Below are 21,821 nucleotides of genomic sequence, written 5' to 3' on the forward strand. Positions count from 1 at the left end.
TTTAAATAATGAAAAAAATAATTTTAATAATAGCTGTACTGTTTCTTTCTTGTAAAAAGAAAGAAACAGTAACCGAAAGCAAAGTAGGTAATGAATTAGAAAAAGGGGAGTATTTTACTTCTTACAACAAAAAGCAAAGTTCTGCTCTACAACAAAAAACAGACACTTTAAATTTGTTCTATATTGATAATCAATTAAATAGAGTTGAGATCAAAGTTTTTAATGAAAGTTTTGGTGGAGATACTCCTTCGGGTTATGTGAGATACGGATATCATATTAATAAAAATAATATTTTGGATGCTACTGTTACGATCAATGACACTTTAGAAGTCAATAACGGTTCAGATTATCCAAGAAAATATGAAGAGTACTATAATTTTTATAGAAACACCTACATTTTTAGTTACGTATCTCCAGATGGGAAAAAACTTGAAAATTACTTTAAGAGCACTGAAGATCCATCTAAGGGATATTTTAGCAGTCTTTTATCTCTAGATATTGTACTAAGTAAAATAAATTTCCCTCTGGAAAAAATGCCTAAATCTTTGTATGATATTAAAAATAATAAGGAGGATTTGTATGCAGGTCAAGATTCTTTAAAAGTATATGAAACAAATGATACAGGTCGTTTTAAAGTAATTTCTTCAAGTATACCTTTTAATTATTTAAGAGATATTAAAATAAAAAAAGATGGAAATTCATTTAAATATTTTGCTAAAGTTTCCATAAAGAAAGAAGGTTTAAAATACGTAGACCTAAAAGAAATAGAAAGAATACAAGTCATAAATCCTCATTTAGACGAAGAAAGATTTGTCACATCATCAAATGGATTAGAATTGTATGACAACTCACAAGAAAGCGATTGTTTTGGAAAGGAAGAATTTCTGATTGTAAAAATACCTAAGGGAGAACGAGTTGAAATGAAAGGTGGGTCTGATGATTATTTTTATATAGATGGTAAAAAAGGTAGTTTGGTAAATGTAATTTACCAAGATAAAGAAGGGGAAACCAAAGAAGGTATTGCATTTAGTGGATACCTTTCGATAAATAAGCCTTAAGGAAATAAAAAAATTATGATAGATTTCAACTATTAGCTGCATTAAACAAATTTTAAAAGTAATTAAGATTTCAAGCAAAAAAGCCTATAAACATTGAGTTTGCAGGCTTTTTTGTAAAAACAAACTAAGGTGAAAACTAGAACCCAAAGCTTTCAACACGATTTTCTAGAAAGAAAAGGAATCTTTTGTATTGATAATCAATGCCCTATCATTCAATAAACCTCAAATCATATCGCTCCTCATAAAACGTTTTTCCCCATTCTTGAACTTGTTCCGATTTTGTGAGCTCGAATCCCATCATTTTATACATTTGAAGCGCTTTGTCTTGCATGTTTGTGGTAAGCAGAAAAACATTTTTGAAATTTTTCTCTTTGCAAAAATCTACAGCATCAGTCAATAATCTTTTACCAATTCCAAGACCTCTAAAAGCAGGATCTAGAAGAAACCATCTCAATTGCGCTTCTTCGTTGGATTGATGTACGATTGCAACACAACCTACAATTTTGTTGTTGTATTGGGCCATCCAAATTCGGTCATTTTCTGGGGAATATTTTTCTAAGAAATCGTAAAAAGTCTTGATGACATACTTTTCAAAATCGGTCGAAAAATTGTATTCTTTGCAATAAATCGTGCCGTGTAAATGAATAATATAGCCAACATCTCCAGGCGTAATTTCATGACGATACGTAATAGCTTCTCGAGCTATTTTATTTTCTGTCAGCAGGTTTCTAACCGTTTTCATTGCATCAACCAAAATTTCTTTTTGCGAAGAATTCAGATTCTCAATTTTACCTTCAATCTTGTTTTCAGATTTAGTATTTAAAACACTTAATAATTCATTGCCAGAATCGGTCAGTTTAATGTTTAAAGCGCGTTTGTCTTCTTCTGAAGCGATTTTCACAATTAAATTTTCCTTTAAAAAACGTTTTAAAATTCGGCTTAAATATCCTTTATCCAGATTTAAAATTTCAGTGATTTTTTGAGCTGTTATAGTTTTGCTTTCGCTGATTTCATAAAGGATTCGTATTTCAGTCAAAGAATATTCGCTGTCTAAATAATGCTGACTTAAAATATCTAAATGCGCAGTATAAAATCTATTGAAACTTCTAATTTTTGAAGTCGTACTAGTCATGATTTGAAATTGTATTGTTGAGGTACAAATATATAAAATTAGTTGCTTTTGTCAACTAGTTTTGATTTTTGATTTTTTTGAAAAGAATTTTCAATAGAATAAAACTCATTTTAAGGCATTCCTATTAATTATTTGTTAAGCACTTTTTCGCTCCAATTCTGCTTTTTATAAGAGAAAGACTGTTTATCTCAGACAAAGTTTCTGAGTTTTTGCTCCAAATGCTGTAAAGCTTTATTTCGTGGCTAATTTTCGACTTCAAATGTTAATAATATGTTTCGTTTTACAGGGGTTTTATTAATGTAAACGTAACCTAATCAACCTACCCCTAGGTTTAATTTTGGAGACATATAAGAAGAACCCAATACTTTGTATATGCCAATTTTTAAACAGCAGGATCATTATCAAAACGAAATCAGAAAAAGTGTTTTGGCTCACGCTTTTCATTTGATTAATCATAAAATAATGAATCATGTATAAGAAGTTTACAGACGAAGAACTTGTCGAATTATTAAAATCGGGCAAGGATAAAGCTTTTGATGAACTTTATTTTAGATATCGAGATCTGTTAGTTCGATTCGTATATCTCCGAATGAAATCGATTGCCATTTCAGAAGAAATTGTGCAGGAAGTTTTTACCACTATTTGGGAAAGACGCAAAACAATTGTGATCCAAAAAAGTTTTGCGGCCTACATCTACACTTCGGTTCGCTACATGACTTTAGATTACATCAAATCACATGAGGTTACTGACCAATACATTCAGGAAGTTTTAGATAAAAATACTGTTTCGCAAACCAGTTATAATGCGATCGAGGATTCTATTTATTATGACGAGTTGAAAAAAGCGGTTGATGAAGCGGCATCGTTACTTCCTAAAAAATCAAAAGAGGTTTTCATTCTTAGCCGCGTAAAACATTACACCAATAAAGAAATCGCTGAAGAATTAAACGTCTCAATCGAAACCGTAAAATACCATATTACATATTCGCTGAAGTTCATGCGCACTTATTTGGGCGAATTCAATTAAAAGTAAACTTCAGATTAAGAACTCAGCTTTTTTCTTAACAGAAGCGTAACCTTTTGCGCCTACCTAAAATTACAATTCCCAAGACATACTATTAAAGACATAAAGAAATTATAATGCCTGAAAATTCAAATAACGAAATCAAAAATTTTTTAGAAGGAAAGTATTCTCCGAAAGGACAAGAAATGTGGAATAAATGGTACGATCGTACAGATGATTTTTTTGATAATATGGAAATGGTTCAATCAGACCGTTCCAAACTTAAAAAGGAATTAAGACAAATAAAGAATGCTCATAAAGTTATTGCCCTTCCATACAAAAACTGGGCTATTGCGGCTTCATTGGTTTTGTTAATCGGATTATCGGTGTTTTTTTATCAAACATCAAATGCAGTCGAAAGCAAACAATTTGCAGTAAAACTAGGAGAGCATGCTAAAATAGAATTAAGTGACGGAACACAAATCTGGCTAAATGCAGGAAGTGTACTTAAATACCCAAAAGAATTTAAAGGAGATACCAGAGAAGTGTATTTAAGTGGCGAAGCTTTTTTTGATGTAGCCAAAGACAAAAAGCATCCGTTTATCATTCATACCAATAAAATGGATACCAAAGTTCTCGGAACCAGTTTTAATGTTCAAGCGTATCCAGATCAAACTACGCAAGAAGTTTCGGTTGCTACAGGAAGAGTAAATGTAAAATCGACTGTGACAGAAGAAAATGTGTATGTAACTCCAGGACAGAAAGTGGTTTTTAAATCTCAAGACAATAAGCTTCAGGCTTTTAAAGATATTCCAGTAAATACTATTTCGCTGTGGCGAAAAAATATTATGGTTTTTGAAGAAACACCTCTTTCTGAAGTTGTAGCCACAATCAATCGTAATTACAATGTTGCGATTGAAGTCAAAAACAAGAATTTAAACGATTTAAAGATTAGCGCCTATTTTAAAGAACTGCCTGCCGATCAGGTAATTGGATTGGTATGTAATATAATCAATGCCCAATACAAAATGGACTCAGGGGTTTACAAAATCGAGTAATTCTTTAAACAATAAAAATAAAAACTACGTAGCAAACTAATAAACAAAACAATTACACTAAATCTAAAAACTATGAATGAAAAACAAATGCGGTATGCCGCAAAATGGCAGAGCATAAGGACAATAGGAACAAAATTATTCCTGTTTATGACTTTGTTTTTTGCTGCACTAACAGTAAAAGCCGGGAATGTTGACATTAACAAAAGAGTGACTTTAAAAGTTGACAATGAGAGTATAAAAAATATATTTCAAAAAATTGAAAATCAGGTTGATGTGCATTTTATGTACGAAAGCAGCCAAGTAAATGCCAATCAGAAATTAAGTTTAAAACTGAATAATGTAACATTAGAACAAGCGCTGGATAAAATTTGCGGAAATGCGCTTCGATATGAGATTGTGAGCAACAATATTGTAATCAAGAAAAATCAGAAAGTTGCTTCTGCCGATCAAAATAAAATTATTGTTTCGGGAACTGTTTTTGGCGGAGACGATAATATGCCTTTGCCAGGAGTTGGAATTAAAGATAAAGGTTCAGATGCAGCAACAGCAACAGATTTTGACGGAACATTCAAATTAGAAATAAACGCTTCAGAAGCGACACTTGTTTTTTCTTACGTGGGTTATATAACGCAAGAAGTGAAAGTTACTAGTTCGCAAAACATCACGGTAAAATTAGCAGCTGACGTAAAACAGCTTCAAGAAGTTGTGGTAATGGGGTACGGAAGTGTAAAAAAGAATGAAGTTTTAGGAGCTGTTGGTTCTGTTTCCATGAAAGAAACTTCTAGCAGAACATACAACAACGCTGCCGAATTACTGCAAGGAACAGTTGCCGGAGTTACCGTAATTAATGATGGTGGTGATCCGACTGCATCGCCAACAATCAACATTCGTGGTATTGGATCTTTGAATGCTGAAACGCCTTTAATCGTTTTGGACGGAATCATATACAGCGGATCATTAAACACTATAAATCCAAATGATATTGCATCGATAAACGTTTTAAAAGATGCGGCTTCTGCTGCAATTTATGGGGCAAGAGCTTCTGGTGGAGTAATTTTAATTACTTCTAAAAAAGGAGTTTCAGATAAAATTAATGTAAATGTAAACTATCAAGGAGGTTTTCAGAATGTAGCGAAAAAATTAGAAGTTTTAAATGCTGCAGAGTATGCTGATGCAATGAATCTTGCAAGAGATAATGCAGGTTTGCCGAGAATTCCTGCTTTCGATCCTGCATTTGAACCAACAGCAAGAACAACAAAAACAAACTGGATGGATGAAATTTTCCGTACAGGAGAAATTCAAGATTTGTCGCTTTCTGTTAACGGAAAAACAGAAAAATCTAATTTCTTTCTTTCTGGAAGTTATAGAAAAAACGAAGGTATTTTGCTAAATACTTATGGAGAACGTTATACGGTAAGAGCAAATTCTTCTTTTAAATTGGCTGACAATTTCACAATTGGAGAAAATATTTCATACTCTTTGACTGATGGTCAGACTGCTAATACGTCAAGTTCGTATACAGGAGCAATTCAAGCTGCGATTTTGTATCCGCCAAATGCAACGATTTACAGAGAAGATGGTTCAGGTCAGTTTGGTGGTGTTCCAGAAAAATATATTGGTTCTTATGGAGACGTTATCAATCCCGTAGCGTATTTAAAAAGATTAGACAATAAAAATCCTATTTCAACAATTTTGATCAATCCTTATGCAGAATGGGAAATTGTTCCAGGTTTAAAAGTAAAATCGAACTGGGGTTACACCAGAATTCAAGATAATGCATCGGACTTTACAGTAAAAGTTACAGAGCCAGGAAAGATCTTTGATTTTAACAGATTGACGCTAAAAAACATAACTACTACAGATTTATTGAGCGAGCAGACTATTTCTTATGAGAAATCATTTGGAAAACATAATTTGAAAGCTTTGGCTGGATATACGTATCAAGAAACTAAAAGAGATTTTTATACTGTTGAAGGAACTGGTTTTGATAACGAAGATCCATCGCAGCGTTATTTATTGAATGCAAAATTGATTCAGCAGACGGCAGCAGGAAGATCAGATGAAATTATTTCTTCTTATGTAGGGAGAATCAATTACGATTTCAGTCAGAAATATTTAATCTCTGGAATTGTTCGTCGCGACGGAACTTCAAAATTATTAGAAAATAACCGCTGGAAAGTGTATCCTTCTGTTTCTGCAGGTTGGTTAATTTCTGAAGAAAATTTCATGAAAGGTATTGAACCAATCATCAGCAATTTAAAACTTCGTGCAAGTTGGGGACAAATTGGAAACTTAGGAAACCTTGGGCCATATCAATTTAGTGTGCCTTTAGTTCAAACTCAAGCTTTAATTGGAGCAGTGCCATCAATTAATTATGGTTATGCTGAAAGCGAATTGTCAAACCCGAATTTAAAATGGGAAAGCTCTGAACAGACTAATATTGGTTTAGACTTCACGATGCTAAATAATAGTTTAGTAGGATCTGTTGATGCTTATGTAAAGAAAAACAAAGACATGTTGGTTCGTGACCAATTGCCTGGAGTTTCTGGAACACCACAAGGAAGAATTGTAAACTCGGGAGATGTTGAAAATAAAGGAATCGAGGTGAGTTTAACCTACCAAAAAACTCGCGGAGAATTTAAATTTGATGTTACGGCAAACGCTGGATTTTTAAGCAATAGAATTGTTTCTATTAAAGACGATTTGAATTCATTAGAACCACTTGGTTTAAGCAGAGTTCGTAGTTTACCATTAGCTAATATTTATCAAGTTGGAAGTCCAGTTGGAGCTTTCTACGGATATCAGACAAACGGATTATTTCAAAGTAATGATGAGGTGAAAGCGTATGTAAACAAAGATGGTGTAATGTATCAGCCAAATGCAGTTGCTGGAGATATTAAATTTAAAGATGAAAATGGAGACGGCGTAATCAACAATAGCGATAGAGTAGTGTTAGGAAGTCCTTTCCCAAAAACAACGTACAGTTTGAATGCCAATTTCAGATACAAAGGATTTGATATGAATATCTTTTTTAACGGAGCTGCAGGAAATAGCGTTTTCAATGCTGTAAAACATACAGGTTTAAATGCTTCTTTCCCAGGTTATAACTTATTGTCTGAATCTAAAGATGCTTGGACTCCAACCAATACGGATACAAATGTTCCAGTTCTTTCATCAACAGATAACAATAATAACTTCGGTCGTATTTCTAATCTTTTTATTGAAGACGCTTCTTTCTTAAGATTGAAAAACGTTTCGATTGGTTATACCGTTAAAGAAAGCTGGTTGAACGGAAAAGCGAAACTGAGATTCTTTATTTCGGGACAAAACTTATTTACAATCACAAAATATTCTGGAATGGATCCTGAAGTTGGACTTAAAAACTTCGGAATGGATTTAGGGCGTTATCCGCTTTCTCGTATTTACATGACAGGTGTTAACGCAACTTTTTAAAAAATAAAAAACAATTAAAATGAAAAAAATAAGTCTTTTATTATTGAGTTTCGTGCTTTTGGTAAGCACTTCGGCTTGCGAAAGTGAACTTGATGTTGTGCCACAAGGAGCTCCGTCAAGCGGAAATTTCTGGAAAACGCCAGCAGATGCAAAAGCGGGAGTAAATGCAATTTATGCTTTATATTCTGATGATAATATGTACGGTCGTGGTTTCTTCTGGCTAAATAATGCCAGCGATGATATTGGAACAAAACCAAGACAAAATGCAGAAAGAATCAAAAATTTTATTGTAGACGGATCAGAATCGGATACTAAGGATATTTGGAGAATTCACTACGAAATTATGAAACGTTGTAACGACGTGATTCGAAATATTCCAAAGATTGCATTAGACGAAAGTACAAGAAACGGAATGTTGGGAGAAGCTTATTTTAACCATGCTGTAATGCATTTAGAATTAGCGTACCACTATGGAGACGATCGCGCTGGAATTCCGATTCAAGATAGAGAAGATCCAACAAATGTTTTTGTGCCTCGTGCTAAAAATGTAGCCGAAAATTACGCTTATATTGAAGCAGATTTAATCAAAGCGGCAGATTTGTTGCCTTATTTTGATCAGCTTACGCCAGACAATTACGGACGTGCGCACAAAACTGCGGCTTGGGCTTATTTGGTTCGTACCTATTTGTATGCAAAAGATTGGGACAACGCCATCAAATATGCAAACATGATCGTGGCTAGTGGAAAACACAAATTATTAGACAATTTTGAAGATGTATTTAAAATCAGCAACAACTGGTCTTCAGAATATATTTGGTCGGTAACTTCAAGTGCAGAAAACACTTCTTTAGGTTCTATTTTTCCTGGAGTTTGTTTAGAAGATAAAGGTTGGGGAGTTTACAACGGATGGGGAAATTTTTATCCAACAAAAGAATTATTTGATACTTACGCTGCCAACGATAAAAGACGAAGCGCTACGATTTTACAAAAAGGAGACAAATTTGTTTATTTTGGAGAAACAGTAACTTTTAATGAAGGAAATCATATAGTAAGTTCAAGTAACAGAACGGGTTATCAGTTTAAAAAATATATGGAGCCGTTCAGTTATCCAAAAACAACTTCGGGCGGAGTTGATATTCGTTATGTCAATGCAAACGGAGACAAACCTTCAACAGCTTTAAATGTGCCTCTTTTACGTTATGCAGATGTCATTTTGATGTTGGCGGAAGCGAAATTAATGAAAGGGCAAAATGCAGATACAGAAATCAATATGATTCGTCACCGTGCAGGTCTTGCAGATATTTCTGGTGCGACAATGGTCGATTTAAAAAGAGAAAGAAGATGTGAATTAGCAGGAGAGTGGACAGACCGTCATTTTGATTTAGTGCGTTGGGGAGATGCAAAAGAAACTTATGCGAAACCATTGCACCATTATGACGGAAGCGTCATTTATCCAGCACGTAATTTTAACCCAGCAATTCATCACGTTTGGCCAATACCACCAGATGAAATCGCAGTAAGTAAAGGAGCTTTGACTCAAAACCAAGGCTGGTAATCTATAATTTCATTGTGTTTTTTTAGTTTTTTATACTGCAGTCTTAGTCAGGGGCTGCAGTTGTAAAAAAACAGAGTAAAGTTTGTTATTTCGAGGAATGGCAAGTCGTACGCATTCACACAATCTTGTCATTTCGACGAAGGAGAAATCCTCACAAGAAGCTCCGCAATCTAAAACCCCAATCTTTGCCGAGTTATTTACGAAGATTTGCTGCGCCAGTTCGCTATCGCTCGAGTCTCCTTCGTCGAAATGACAAGATTACTTTTTATTATGTGGATTTAAAAAAGTGAAACGCCTTTACACATAAAGAAAAGCTATGTTTCTATGTGTTAAAAAATAAATAGCATAAACCAAATTCTAATAAAGTTACCTACAGCTTTAAAAGATTAAAAATAATTTTCAATGAAAAAAATAATCACCCTTTTTTGCCTTCAATTTTGCTTGTTCGCCCAAGCGCAAGAATACACTTCTTCTAACATTCATTCTCATAACGATTACGAAAGTAAATTGCCATTTTATGGTGCCTATTCTAACGAAACAGGAGTTATAGAAGCCGATGTTTTTTTAGTGAATAACGAGTTGTTTGTGGCTCACACTTCTAAAGAAATTGCTACTCACAATACACTAAAAAGTCTGTATTTAGAACCGCTTTCTGCTAAATTAAAAACGTTGGGAGGTAAAGCTTATCCAAGCAATAAACCTTTGATTTTAATGATTGATATTAAGTCTGATGCCGATTCGACTCTAAAGGCAATTACGCAACAGTTAAAGACTTTTCCAGATATTATTTCGAATAAAAACATAAAAGTGGTTATTTCTGGAAACAGGCCATTGTCATCATTGTGGAAAGAGTATCCAGATTTTATTTATTTTGACGGAAGACTGAATGAAAACTATACTTCAGATCAATTGGCTAGAGTTGAAATGATTAGTGAAGACTTACATGAAATTACAGTTTGGAACGGAAAAGGTGTTTTGACGCAGCCAGATTCTGAAAAAATTCAGGCAATTATTAAAAAAGTCCACGATCAAAACAAAAAGATAAGATTCTGGGCTACGCAAGACAACGTGAATACGTATATGACTTTAATGAATTTAAAAGTTGATTTCATCGGAACGGATAAAGTTCCCGAGCTGACTCAATTTATAAATAACATTAAAACGACATTTTACCAGAATACAGAATTTCACCAAGCTTATGTTCCTAAAAATGTTTTTAAGAATAAGCGTCCAAAAAACGTTATTCTCTTAATTGGAGACGGAATGGGATTAGCGCAAATCTATTCTGGTTATACAGCAAACAAAGGGCAATTGAGTTTATTTAATATTCCTACACAGGGATTCTCGATTACAAAAGCTTCTGATAGTTATATTACAGATTCTGCTGCAGGAGCAACAGCAATGGCAACAGGACATAAAACCAATAATCGTTTTATAAGTGTTGATGAACAAGGAAAACCGCTTCAGACAATTGCAGAACAATTGGCAAAGAAAAACTATAAAACTACCATTATTTCTGCCGGAAATATTACAGACGCGACTCCGGCGGCATTTTATGCGCATCAGCCAGAAAGAAGTTTAAGCGAACCAATTGCGAACGATTTTCTTTTGAATCCGTCAGATATTTTGATAGGAGGAGGGCAGAAAGAATTTATTTCTAGAAAAGATGGTAAAGATTTGTCTAAAACTTTAATCGAAAAAGGATACACTTTCTCAGACAAATTCTCCAGTTTAGATACGATTAAAAACAGCAAATTTGTTGTTTTAGAAGACGTAGCGGTGGTTTCTATGAAAAATGGGAGAGGAGATTTTCTAACGAAATCTTTAGCGAAAGCGACAACTACTTTTTCAAAAACAAAGAATCCATTTTTTATAATGGCTGAAGGCGCTCAAATCGATTACGGAGGACACCAAAATAACGTGGAATATGTTGTGAGGGAAATGCTTGATTTTGACAAATTGGTTGGCCAGGCAATGGAATTTGTAGATAAAAATCCGGAGACATTATTAATCGTAACCGCAGATCACGAAACAGGAGGATTGTCTCTAATTAATGGAAGTATTGAAAAAGGTTATGTTCACGGAAGTTTCAGTACAAACGATCATACCGCAATTCCAGTTCCCGTTTTTGCCTACGGTCCAGGTTCAGAAAAATTCATGGGAGTTTATCAGAATACAGCAATTTATGATAAGATTATGGAGTTGATTGGAGGGAAATAATTTCTTTTCGATTAATAAAATGCAATAAAAAAAGCCTCTATTTGGAGGCTTTTTTATTTCAGAACTATTTTCCTTTTAACAAATTAATGCTCACCGTTGCCGTATCCGCATCAGGAAAACGTTTAAAAATTGCTTTGTCTGGAAATAATCCTGCTTCAGCTGCAATTGCATTAAAAACGTCAATTTCAACAATGTATTGGTCAGAAAAACCGTGAGTAGCATCATAAGCTGTTGCAGGAGTTCTGCCTAAATTGTTGGCAGTAAGTTTTGGACTTATAGTGTGAAGTTCAATCAGAAGCAGACCAAATTTGTGTACATATGGTGACCATTTTTGTAAATGTTCTAAAAGATTATCTTCAACCAGATTATTGCTGATTCTTTTTCCTCTGTAAGCAAATGCACCAGTTGAGGTACTAGCTCTATTTTCATTAATCTGTTTCGGATCTTGCCAAATTCTGTTATGATCTAGAAACGTTCTTACATTGAGAAGATCTTTCAAATCAATATTATAATTTTCTTTCAAATCATTGGCAAGTAAATCAGGACGTCCGATATCGCCCCAAATTACTTTTGCCCAAATATCTGCATTGATAAGATTAGCTCTGGTTACTTTCAAAGCAGTTTGGTTATAATCAACTCCAACTATAAACAGCGGATATTCGTCGAGCATTTTTCCTCTTAAAGTTTGTCTGTCGATTACTTCAAAAATATGTTGTAGAAAAGCGCCATTTCCGCAACCCATATCGAGAATTCCTTTTGGCTGTTCTTCAATAGGAAGATTAAAAAGCTTGATCAGGATTTCATCAACCACTTTAAAATAAGTATCATGAGCGCCACCGCTTCCCCAAACATTCATTTCACGATCTACATGAAGTTCGTTTTCACCTTCAGCCGTTCTTAAAATATCTGGATTTCCAAAAATCAATTCTTCGATTTTGGCAAAAGTTGGCAGATAAGAAACCGTAACGCCGTAAGCGCTGGCTCTTTTAGCAAAAAATAAACCTGCTTCGGTAAATTGATAATTACCGTTTTTTTCCAGAAACCAACCCAGATGGACAAAAAAGTCTAAAATCTTTTTAAAATTTTCTGGTGATTTATGAAACTCTTCGGGTCTGAAAGAAGTTTCCATAAAATACTTGTGAAACATTCCGTTCATTGCCAAACGTACAATGGTCGGGCCAATCAAATAACCTTCAATATGTTTTAGAATCTGTTCTTGGATACTGTTTTTCAGAGGGTCTTCTGAAGGTTCAATTCCATACCTTTTTTTGTATTTTTCAAAAATAATATTGAGTTTTTCAAACGGCGTATCTTCAAATAAACGTGGATGAAAATGGATAGATAACTGAAGCAATTCAACAACATCTTCGTAGAGATAAAATAATGAAAATGCTGTTTTTGTTTTTTCGTTTACCGAAATCGTGATTTCCTGCGTTTTATTATCAACGTCATAATCCAGAAATCCCTGAGAAGCCAAAACTCGCAAACCCACATTCAGATAGCCTTCGTTGGCTTTAAAAGTAGTAGTAAGCTCATATAATGTTAGCTTTTCTTTGCTTAATATAAATTCTAAAACTGATTTGTTTTTGAATGTAACTGCTACAGGAGCAGTAACTAATCCGTCAAGATGTCTGAAAATTGAACCTAAAAGCTGTGATTTATCGTTCATAATACAAAGAGTGAAGATTAGTTTAAAAATAGTGATTTTTTTCTTACTAACACTTCTTGATTTATTTGTACTGGAGTTTTTTTTGTTTTTCTGAAAACAGCGTTTCTAGAGAAATTTTGGATTTTTTTGAACTTTTTTTTTCGAAAAATGATATTAAAAAAAGGTTGTTAAATGTCTAATATTTCAATTAAAACGGCATAAAAATCATTAAATCGATATTAAAAGTCAAAATGACAATAACTCAGATAAATCTAGTATTTGCTAAATTTTTCATTTTATTTCGCATATAAAAAAGAGATTTATTGAAAAAAAATTTTACTAAAACGTTTTTGTAAGTTTCACTTGCATATATTTGCGATGTACTAAAATATGTAACTATAAATTTTTTGCTAGATGAAAAAGATTACAATTAGAGATATTGCTAAACAGGCAGAAGTTTCTATTTCGACTGTGTCTTTTGTTATCAATGGGAAAGGCGAAAAAATGGCAATTAGTCCTACGGTAATCAAAAAGGTTCAAGATGTAGCGCAAAAGCTGCAGTATAAACCAAGCATGATTGCGAGCAGTTTACGAACAGGAAAAACGAGATCAATCGGACTTATTGTTGAAGATATATCCAATCAGTTTTTTGCTGATCTGGCTAGAGTGATAGAAGACGAAGCCAAAAACATAAACTATAGAGTTTTTTATTGCAGTACAGGCGATGATAATGAGCGTTCTGAAGAATTAGTTCAGAGCCTTTTACAAGCAAATGTAGAAGGGTTTATTATTACACCAACTCGAAATCTGGAAAAAACAATCGGACAGCTTTTAAAAATGCAAAAGCCAGTGGTGCTAATAGACAGATATTTTGCCAATCAAAAAGTAAGTCATGTCGTGATGGACAATTACGAAGGATCTTATTCGGCTGTTAAGTTTTTGATTGATAAAGGAAGAAAAAATATTGCGGTTGTGAATAATGAGTCTGGAATGATTCAGATGAAATTGAGAGAAAAAGGATATGTTGAAGCGCTAAAAGAAGAAGGGATTTATAACGAAAATTTTACGCTTCATTTAGATTATCATGCAAATGAACAAAGCAGAGTAGAAGCTATTATACATTTCTTTGAAAAAAATAAAGAGATAGATGCCGTCCTTTTTTTAGCAAACTACCTCGGTTTGGCAGGACTCCAGGCTTTTAGATATTTGAAGTACAAAATTCCAGATGACATTTCAGTTATCAGTTTTGATGATCATGACAGCTTTAAACTGCATACACCAACGATATCTGTAATTGCCCAACCCATAGAAGACATAGCAGTTAAGTCCATACAGTTGCTGATGAGCCAGATGACAAACTTTGAAGATTATAAAATTGAAAAAATTCTAAAAAAGGGCTCTTTAATAATAAGAGAATCAGTTTAAAAATTTTTTAACCATTCCACTAAAACGTTTTAGTTAAACAGAAAAACAGCTATGCTTGCAAAAGCATCTTGCTGTGATATTGCAAACAGAGTACAATTTTTTATTAATTATTTTAAAAACAAACACTTAACAACAAAACACAAACGAAATCAAAACCAATAACCAAAAAAAGCTTATGAGACGAATATTAGTAGTGTTAGGAGTGATATTGCTTAGCAGTTTAAGTGCTGCCGCGCAAAATCGATTAATAACCGGTATAGTTACAGATGCAGAGAACAAGGGAGTTGTTGCTGCATCAATCGAAGTTCAAGGAAAACCATTTAGCGCTGTTACAGATGCTGAAGGGAGATTTAAAATGAATGTTCCTGAAGGTAAAGTTACGCTTAATGTGTCTTCGATCGGGTTTCAATCGCAGTCAATAGTACTTCAGGGAAAAGAAACTAGAGTTGCTGTTGCACTGGTTGAATCTAAACAGGAATTGAAAGATGTTGTTGTAACTTCATTTGGAGTTAAAAAACAAAAGAAAAGTTTAGGTTATGCCGTTGGAGAATTAAAAGGCGATGATCTGACAAAAAATAAAGAAATCAATTTAGGAAATGCTTTGCAGGGTAAAATTGCCGGTGTAAACGTTTCGGCTCCAGTTACAGGGCCATCAGGTTCAAGCCGTGTGGTAATTCGTGGTGCGACTTCTGCATCAGGATTAAACCAGCCTTTGTATGTTGTAGATGGAATTCCGATTGACAATACACAGCAAGGAAATGCTGGTATGTGGGGAGGTGCAGATAAAGGAGATGGTATGTCTTCTTTCAATCCAGATGACATTGCTTCGCTGTCTGTACTTAAAGGTAGTGCCGCTTCTGCTCTTTATGGGTACAGAGGATCAAATGGTGTTATCTTAATTACAACTAAAAAGGGTAAAAATGGAACAGGAATAGGAGTAGATTTTAGTACAAATTCTTCTTTTAACACACCTGCAAGTCTTTTAAAATGGCAAGATCAATATGGTGCAGGAGCTCCAAATGCGAACGGTGTGCCAACTAGATTTAACAATTTACAGGAACTTAGAGATTCTTATTATTTTGCTTGGGGAGATAAATACGACGGAACGCCTTCATTATCACTTGATGGAAAAACAAGACCGTATCAAGCTTATGGAAAAGATAATGTGGAGAATTTCTATAGAACTGGATATTCTTTCAGCAATACTTTAGCAATTTCTGGCGGAAATGAATCAACAAACTTTAGATTATCTTTCGGAAATACAAAAGACGAATCTATCTTGCCAGAAACTACTTTTGGAAGAAACAATGTGGCTTTGAGTTTAAATTCGGCTCCAAATAAAAGAATCAGTATAGAAAGTAATGCTCAGTATATTTCTGAGAAAAGCCATAATCGTCCGTACTTAAATGATTCGCCAAGAAACCCATCTTTCCCAACGACTTTTATGACTCCGGGAACAGATATCAGATGGATAAGCAATCCGTATGATGCAAATGGAGGTGAAGAAGACTTTTTTGGAGCAAACGTATATCATACAAATCCTTATTTTGCTACTAAATCTCCATTAAATGATGATCTTAGAAAACGTTTCATCGGATCGGCAAAAGTGAATTACAACATTACAGATAAAATTTATGCTAAAGCTGTTATTGGTATTGATGATATTAATTATGAATATACTGAAATTGAGCCTACAGGAATAAATTACAGCCCAGGCGGATCTATCGAAAACAGAATTGAAACTCGTTCTGAAGTAAATGCTTCTGGTTACTTAGGTTACAAAGGAGATATTGCTAAAGATTTTTCATTGGATGCTTTTATTGGTGCAAACCGTCAGCATAATAGATACAGCGGTATCAAGATGAAAGGAAACAATTTTATTGTTCCGTTCAAATATTTCTACGGAAATACACAGCCTGATAAAACAGAAAAATTATTCTCAGAAAGTGAAGTAAACTCTCTTTTTTATTCAGCAGATCTTGGATACAAAGATTATTTGTTTCTTAGTTTAACAGGTCGTGAAGATTGGTTCTCAACTTTAGATCCGTCAAATAATAGTACTTTTTATCCTTCTGTAAGTTCAAGTTTTATTTACTCTGAAGTTATCGGTCTTCCAGAATGGATTTCTTATGGTAAAGTTAGAGCAGGTTGGGGTAACGTTGGAGGTGCATTGCCAGAAGCTTATGCTTTAGCATTGACTTATACTACGCCAGATGGACAAACAGATTCGTTAGGACAGCCTATTTTGGGTGTAAATGGAGAAACAATTCCAAACAGAACTTTAAAGCCTTACAAGGTAAGCACAATTGAGTTTGGTTTTGAAAACACCTTCTTCAATAATAGAGTGAGTACAGATTTGACTTTCTACAGCAAAAAAACTACAAATGATATTACTGATGCCGATGTTTCTCAAGCTTCAGGATATAGAACTACAAAAATCAACGTTGGAGAAATCCTAAATAAAGGGGTTGAGTTTGCTATTAATGTTAAAGCCGTTAAGACGCCAAGTTTTTCTTGGAACGTAGGTTACAATTTTGCTTATAACCATAGTGAAGTTTTAAATCTTTCTGATAAAATTACGACGAAAACATTAGAAGGAAACAGAGACGGAAGAGCTAATGTAGTTTTAGAAAAAGGACAGCCATTTGGAGTGATCAAAGCTTATGATTATTTAAGAGATGCTAATGGAAATATAGTGCTTGGCACAGACGGAAAATTCTTAAGAGGAAATTTAATTATTGCAGGACAAGGTGTTGCGCCAACATCTATGGGACTTTCAAATGATTTTTCATATAAAAACTTCACTCTTTCTGTTTTTGTTGATGCTAAATTTGGAGGTGAGATCTATTCGGCTACAAACCAGTTAGGAACACGTTACGGATTATCTGAAATTACACTTCCAGGTCGTGAAGGCGGTGTAGCAGTAAGCGGTACAGATGTTAACGGAAATCCTGTAAACACAACAGTTTCGGCTTACGATTACTGGAGAAGTTACAGTGATGTAACATCAAACTTTGTTTACGATGCTGATTTTGTTAAGCTTAGAGCAATTTCATTTGCTTATAATTTTCCAAAAGCATATTTGCAAAAAACGCCATTCCAGTCTGTTAGTTTAGCATTCTCAGCTCACAATTTATGGACTATTTATGACAAAGTTCCAAACATCGATCCTGAGTCAAATTACTCAAACAGTAATGCACAAGGTATGGAAAGAGCTTCAATGCCTTTGACAAGAAACTATGGTTTTGCACTTAATGTCAAATTCTAATTCTAAAAAAGATGAAAAATAGATATATCAAAATATTTTGTGTCGCAATTGTTGGTGCTTTGACATTAGCTTCATGCGATAAAGGATTCGAAGAAATGAATAAGAATCCAAATGCTTTAACAGATCCAGCTGTAAAATCTATGTTTACGCTTGCTGAGATTTATGTAGACGGACAGGATTTTTCTAACACAAGAGGAAACAACTTATACGCAGCACAAATTGTGCAGCAGTTTTCTTCGCTTGGAGGACCAGGTTCAAAATACACTTACTCTTCTGAGTATTCTGCAGCGCTTTTTGGAGAAACTTACGGAAAAGGATTAAATCAGATTTTCCAGTTATTGTCTGTAGTAGAAAATACGCCAGAAAACTCAAATATGATTCAAGCATGTAGAATCATGAAAGTTTTCTTGTTCCAAAAATTAACGGATACTTATGGTGAAGTTCCTTATTTTGAAGCTGGAAAAGGATACAACGGAAACGTATTTTCTCCAAAATATGATACGCAAGAAGCTATCTACAATGACCTTTTGAAAGAATTGGACGAAGCTGGAACTGCACTTGATGCAGGAAAACCATTTGTTGGAAATGCCGATTTGTATTACCAAAGTGATGTTGCAAGATGGAAAAAACTGGCAAACTCTTTAATGTTAAGAGTTGCAATGCGTCTGTCTAAAGTAAATCCTGCAAAAGCAAAAGAATTTGTAGAAAAAGCTTATGCAAAAGGAGTTTTCACTTCAAACGATGACAGTTTGGTTTTAAAACATGATGCAGGTCCTGCTGGAGTTAAAACCAATCCAATTACATCATCTTGGGTTAGAAACGATTTGAACGGAGGAGAATCTAACATTAAATTCAGTAAAACGTTTATCGATATGTTGAAAAACACCAACGATCCTCGTTTAAGAATTTATGCAAAACTGGAAGCAACAGGAGACAATAATCCGGCAAGCCAGCAAGGTTTGGCAAATGATGCAAAAGAATTTCCTGGTGGAGATAAAAAATTGTTCTCAGATCCAAATACTTCTACAGTATTGCGTTTAGATGCTCCAACATTAATTATGTCTTATGCTGAGGTTCAGTTTTTATTGGCAGAAGCAGCAGTAAAAGGATGGAATGTAGGCGGGTCGGCTCAGACTTATTATGAAAATGGAGTAAGAGCGGCGATGAATATTTTAACCATTTTTGGAGATAAAGTGCCAGCAGTTTCATTAGCAGAATACAACACTTACATTACAACATATCCATTTAAATCTGCAGGAACAGAAGCGCAGAAAATCGAACAGATTATCACGCAAAAATGGATTGTGTTATTATTCAACGGTTTTGAAGCATTCTCAGAATACAGAAGAACAGGTTATCCAGTTTTAGTTCCGGTTAATGACCCAACGGGAGAAACTCAAGGAACAATTCCAAGAAGATTAATTTATGATCAGTCAGAACTTATTACAAATGAGGCTAATTATAAAGCAGCAATTCAACGTCAAGGTTTAGATTTAATGACCACAAGAATCTGGTGGGATAAATAATTTTTAAATTGGTTGGTTAGTTTAAATAAGTCGGGTAATGAGCATACCCGGCTTATTTTTAAAATCTGCAATTGATTGATCTGAAAAGCAAATATTTGAAAAGTTATTTTACAGATTCAAATACCCTTTTTTTCGCATAAAACAAATTTGGTTCTGCTGAAAAAGATGGATTTTATTTTCTGTATTTAAAATTTCAAAATACTATACTTAAAGTTTATTTCAATTATTTGAGTTTAAAAACAATCCACATCAAAATCAAAATAAAGCATAAGGCAGTGGTAAAGAAGATATTTCTAGTTGTATTTTAGAGTTACTAACAAAGAATAAATTTTCAAGAGAAGGAATAGTGCGGTCAGTCTTTCCTTCTCTAAAACTGCCAAATTACTTACCTTTTTTAGTAATTTTAGAAGGTATTAAAATAGTACTCCGTAAAATGAATTATCAAAAAAAACTTCATTGGCTAATATGTCTACTTGTGGCAACTTTTACATCAATTGCTTTTGCACAAAGTGTTGATTTAAAAAATAATTGGACGTATCGTGAAGAGAAAACACAAAAATGGTATCCAGCCAATGTTCCAGGAGAAATTCATACCGATTTGCTAAACAGTAAATTAATACCCGATCCATTTTACAGAGATAACGAGAAAAAATTGCAATGGATTGAACGCAAAAACTGGGAATATAAAACGGCTTTTCAGGTTTCGGCAAATATGCTGAAAAAGAAAAATACAGAATTAGTTTTTGACGGATTAGATACTTACGCATCAGTTTACGTAAATAATCAGCTAGTTTTAAAAGCCGATAATATGTTCCGTCAATGGCGAGTTGACGTTAAAAAAGTCTTGAAATCTGGAAATAACGATTTGCGAATCGTATTTCAATCGGCACAAAATGTAGTCGATTCGTTGGCTAAAAAAGATTATCCATTTGTAATTCCAGACAATCCGCGCGCCTATGTTCGCAAAGCGCAATACCATTTTGGCTGGGATTGGGGACCAAAATTCACCACTTGCGGAATCTGGAAAACGCCAAGATTTGAAGCTTACGACAAAAAAGAACCTGAGAAACCGTATGTTTTAAATCGAAAAATTGAGTTGATACAAGACAAAGACAGTCTCGGACGCTCTTTCTATTTTAAAATTGATGGAAAACCAGTTTACATGAAAGGGGCCAATTATATTCCATCAGACGCTTTTCTTTCGAGAGTGACCAAAAAAGAATATGAAAAAATAGTTTTATCTGCCAAAGAAGCCAATATGAATATGCTTCGCGTTTGGGGTGGAGGAATTTATGAAGATGATTATTTCTACGATTTATGCGATAAATACGGAATAAATGTCTGGCAGGATTTTATGTTCGCGGGCACAATGGTTCCTGGAGACGACGCTTTTTTTGATAATGTAAAAAAAGAAGTTCAGTATCAAGTTAAAAGATTACGTCATCATCCGAGCATCGTTTTATGGTGTGGAAACAACGAATCTGATGAAGCTTTTAAAAATTGGGGCTGGATGAAAAGTTTCAAAATTTCAAAACAAGATTCAATTCGTTTGTGGAAAGATTATACGCGTTTATTTCATGACAGTATTCCAAAATGGGTAAAAGAAGTCGATGGTAAACGTCCGTATTTAAGCTCTTCGCCATTATACCATTGGTCAAAAGCAAAAAGCGTGACCGAAGGAGACAGTCATTATTGGGGAATTTGGTGGGGATTGGAAGATATTGAAGCCGTTCATAAAAAAACTGGACGTTTTGTGAGCGAATATGGAATGTTGTCTTTACCAAATTATAATTCAATTGAAGCTTTTACTTCGCCAGAAGATCGACATTTATATTCAGATATACTAAAAGTACATTTAAAAGCAGGTAAAGGTTTTGAAAAATTAGATTCCTATCTCGGCAGATATTTCATCGATGCTTCGAAAATTAAAAAAATGAATCTGGAAGATTATGCATACTTGAGTCAGTGTATGCATTATTATTCAATAAAAAATATTGTCGGTACACATCGAGCTAAAGCACCTTATAATATGGGAACTTTAGTCTGGCAGTTAAATGATTGTTGGCCTGTTGCAAGTTGGAGTATTACCGATTACAACAACCGACAGCCAAAAGCGGCTTGGTATGCCATAAAAGAAGCCTAGAGAGATGACATAAAACCAGAAACTGATTTTACGCATCCAAAAGATTTGGCATTAGAAGATCCAAAAATCAGCTGGGAGATAAAAGGAAATAACATAATTGTAAAAGCTCAGAAAATGGCAAAATATGTTTGCATTTCGATGAAAGGCTATAATGGAAAATGGAGCGATAATTATTTTGATCTAAAGGCAGGAGAAGAAAAAACAATTTCGTTTGAAGGTAAAATTGCGAAACCTGAAATTAAGATTTATTCTTTGTATGAGGTTTTGAAAAGGTACTAAGATGCTAAGGTTTTTTGTAGAGACGCACCGCATTGACTCTAACAAACAGATTA

At 34.1% G+C, this 21,821-nt stretch carries 13 protein-coding genes; 11 read left to right on the forward strand and 2 right to left on the reverse strand.

Annotation, left to right across the window (positions count from 1 at the left end):
- The first annotated feature begins 8 nt into the window (after positions 1 to 8).
- The gene (locus JI750_RS07750; protein ID WP_201999933.1) at positions 9 to 1,058 is read left to right on the forward strand and encodes a hypothetical protein; all 1,050 of its coding nucleotides are present in this window, start codon (positions 9 to 11) and stop codon (positions 1,056 to 1,058) included.
- A gap of 208 nt (positions 1,059 to 1,266) precedes the next feature.
- Here JI750_RS07750 and JI750_RS07755 read toward each other — a convergent pair whose 3' ends face one another.
- A complete protein-coding gene (locus tag JI750_RS07755; RefSeq protein WP_201999936.1) occupies positions 1,267 to 2,190 on the reverse strand; it encodes a bifunctional helix-turn-helix transcriptional regulator/GNAT family N-acetyltransferase in 924 nt (307 codons plus the stop codon).
- Positions 2,191 to 2,659: 469 nt separating this feature from the next.
- Here JI750_RS07755 and JI750_RS07760 point away from each other — a divergent pair, with 469 nt between their 5' ends.
- The 5 genes from JI750_RS07760 (at position 2,660) to JI750_RS07780 (ending at position 11,479) form a co-directional block, all read left to right on the forward strand.
- A complete protein-coding gene (locus JI750_RS07760) occupies positions 2,660 to 3,217 on the forward strand; it encodes an RNA polymerase sigma-70 factor (protein ID WP_095931264.1) in 558 nt (185 codons plus the stop codon).
- A gap of 113 nt (positions 3,218 to 3,330) precedes the next feature.
- Positions 3,331 to 4,251 carry a FecR family protein gene (locus JI750_RS07765; protein ID WP_201999939.1) on the forward strand — a complete coding sequence of 307 codons (921 nt, stop codon included), beginning with the start codon at positions 3,331 to 3,333 and terminating at the stop codon, positions 4,249 to 4,251.
- A gap of 72 nt (positions 4,252 to 4,323) precedes the next feature.
- On the forward strand, positions 4,324 to 7,704 hold the full coding sequence (locus tag JI750_RS07770; RefSeq protein WP_201999942.1) for a TonB-dependent receptor: 3,381 nt from the start codon (positions 4,324 to 4,326) through the stop codon (positions 7,702 to 7,704).
- 19 nt (positions 7,705 to 7,723) lie between these two features.
- Positions 7,724 to 9,259: a RagB/SusD family nutrient uptake outer membrane protein gene (locus tag JI750_RS07775; protein ID WP_201999945.1), complete on the forward strand. Its 1,536-nt coding sequence runs from the start codon at positions 7,724 to 7,726 to the stop codon at positions 9,257 to 9,259.
- 402 nt (positions 9,260 to 9,661) lie between these two features.
- Entirely contained in the window at positions 9,662 to 11,479 is a 1,818-nt protein-coding gene (locus JI750_RS07780; RefSeq protein WP_201999947.1) for an alkaline phosphatase, read from the forward strand.
- 64 nt (positions 11,480 to 11,543) lie between these two features.
- Here JI750_RS07780 and JI750_RS07785 read toward each other — a convergent pair whose 3' ends face one another.
- Positions 11,544 to 13,148 (reverse strand): class I SAM-dependent methyltransferase, encoded by a 1,605-nt coding sequence (locus tag JI750_RS07785; RefSeq protein ID WP_201999950.1) that lies wholly within the window; start codon positions 13,146 to 13,148, stop codon positions 11,544 to 11,546.
- A gap of 393 nt (positions 13,149 to 13,541) precedes the next feature.
- Here JI750_RS07785 and JI750_RS07790 point away from each other — a divergent pair, with 393 nt between their 5' ends.
- The 5 genes from JI750_RS07790 (at position 13,542) to JI750_RS21995 (ending at position 21,768) form a co-directional block, all read left to right on the forward strand.
- On the forward strand, positions 13,542 to 14,552 hold the full coding sequence (locus tag JI750_RS07790) for a LacI family DNA-binding transcriptional regulator (RefSeq protein WP_201999953.1): 1,011 nt from the start codon (positions 13,542 to 13,544) through the stop codon (positions 14,550 to 14,552).
- Positions 14,553 to 14,727: 175 nt separating this feature from the next.
- Entirely contained in the window at positions 14,728 to 17,820 is a 3,093-nt protein-coding gene (locus tag JI750_RS07795; protein WP_201999956.1) for a SusC/RagA family TonB-linked outer membrane protein, read from the forward strand.
- Positions 17,821 to 17,831: 11 nt separating this feature from the next.
- Positions 17,832 to 19,346: a SusD/RagB family nutrient-binding outer membrane lipoprotein gene (locus JI750_RS07800; RefSeq protein ID WP_201999959.1), complete on the forward strand. Its 1,515-nt coding sequence runs from the start codon at positions 17,832 to 17,834 to the stop codon at positions 19,344 to 19,346.
- A 433-nt stretch (positions 19,347 to 19,779) separates the two neighbouring features.
- Positions 19,780 to 21,489, forward strand: a complete 1,710-nt coding sequence (locus JI750_RS07805) for a glycoside hydrolase family 2 protein (RefSeq protein ID WP_236672998.1) — start codon at positions 19,780 to 19,782, stop codon at positions 21,487 to 21,489.
- A 45-nt stretch (positions 21,490 to 21,534) separates the two neighbouring features.
- Entirely contained in the window at positions 21,535 to 21,768 is a 234-nt protein-coding gene (locus JI750_RS21995) for a glycoside hydrolase family 2 protein (RefSeq protein ID WP_236672999.1), read from the forward strand.
- Positions 21,769 to 21,821 lie beyond the last annotated feature (53 nt).

This window comes from Flavobacterium tagetis (genome assembly GCF_016735615.1).
Taxonomy (GTDB): domain Bacteria; phylum Bacteroidota; class Bacteroidia; order Flavobacteriales; family Flavobacteriaceae; genus Flavobacterium; species Flavobacterium tagetis.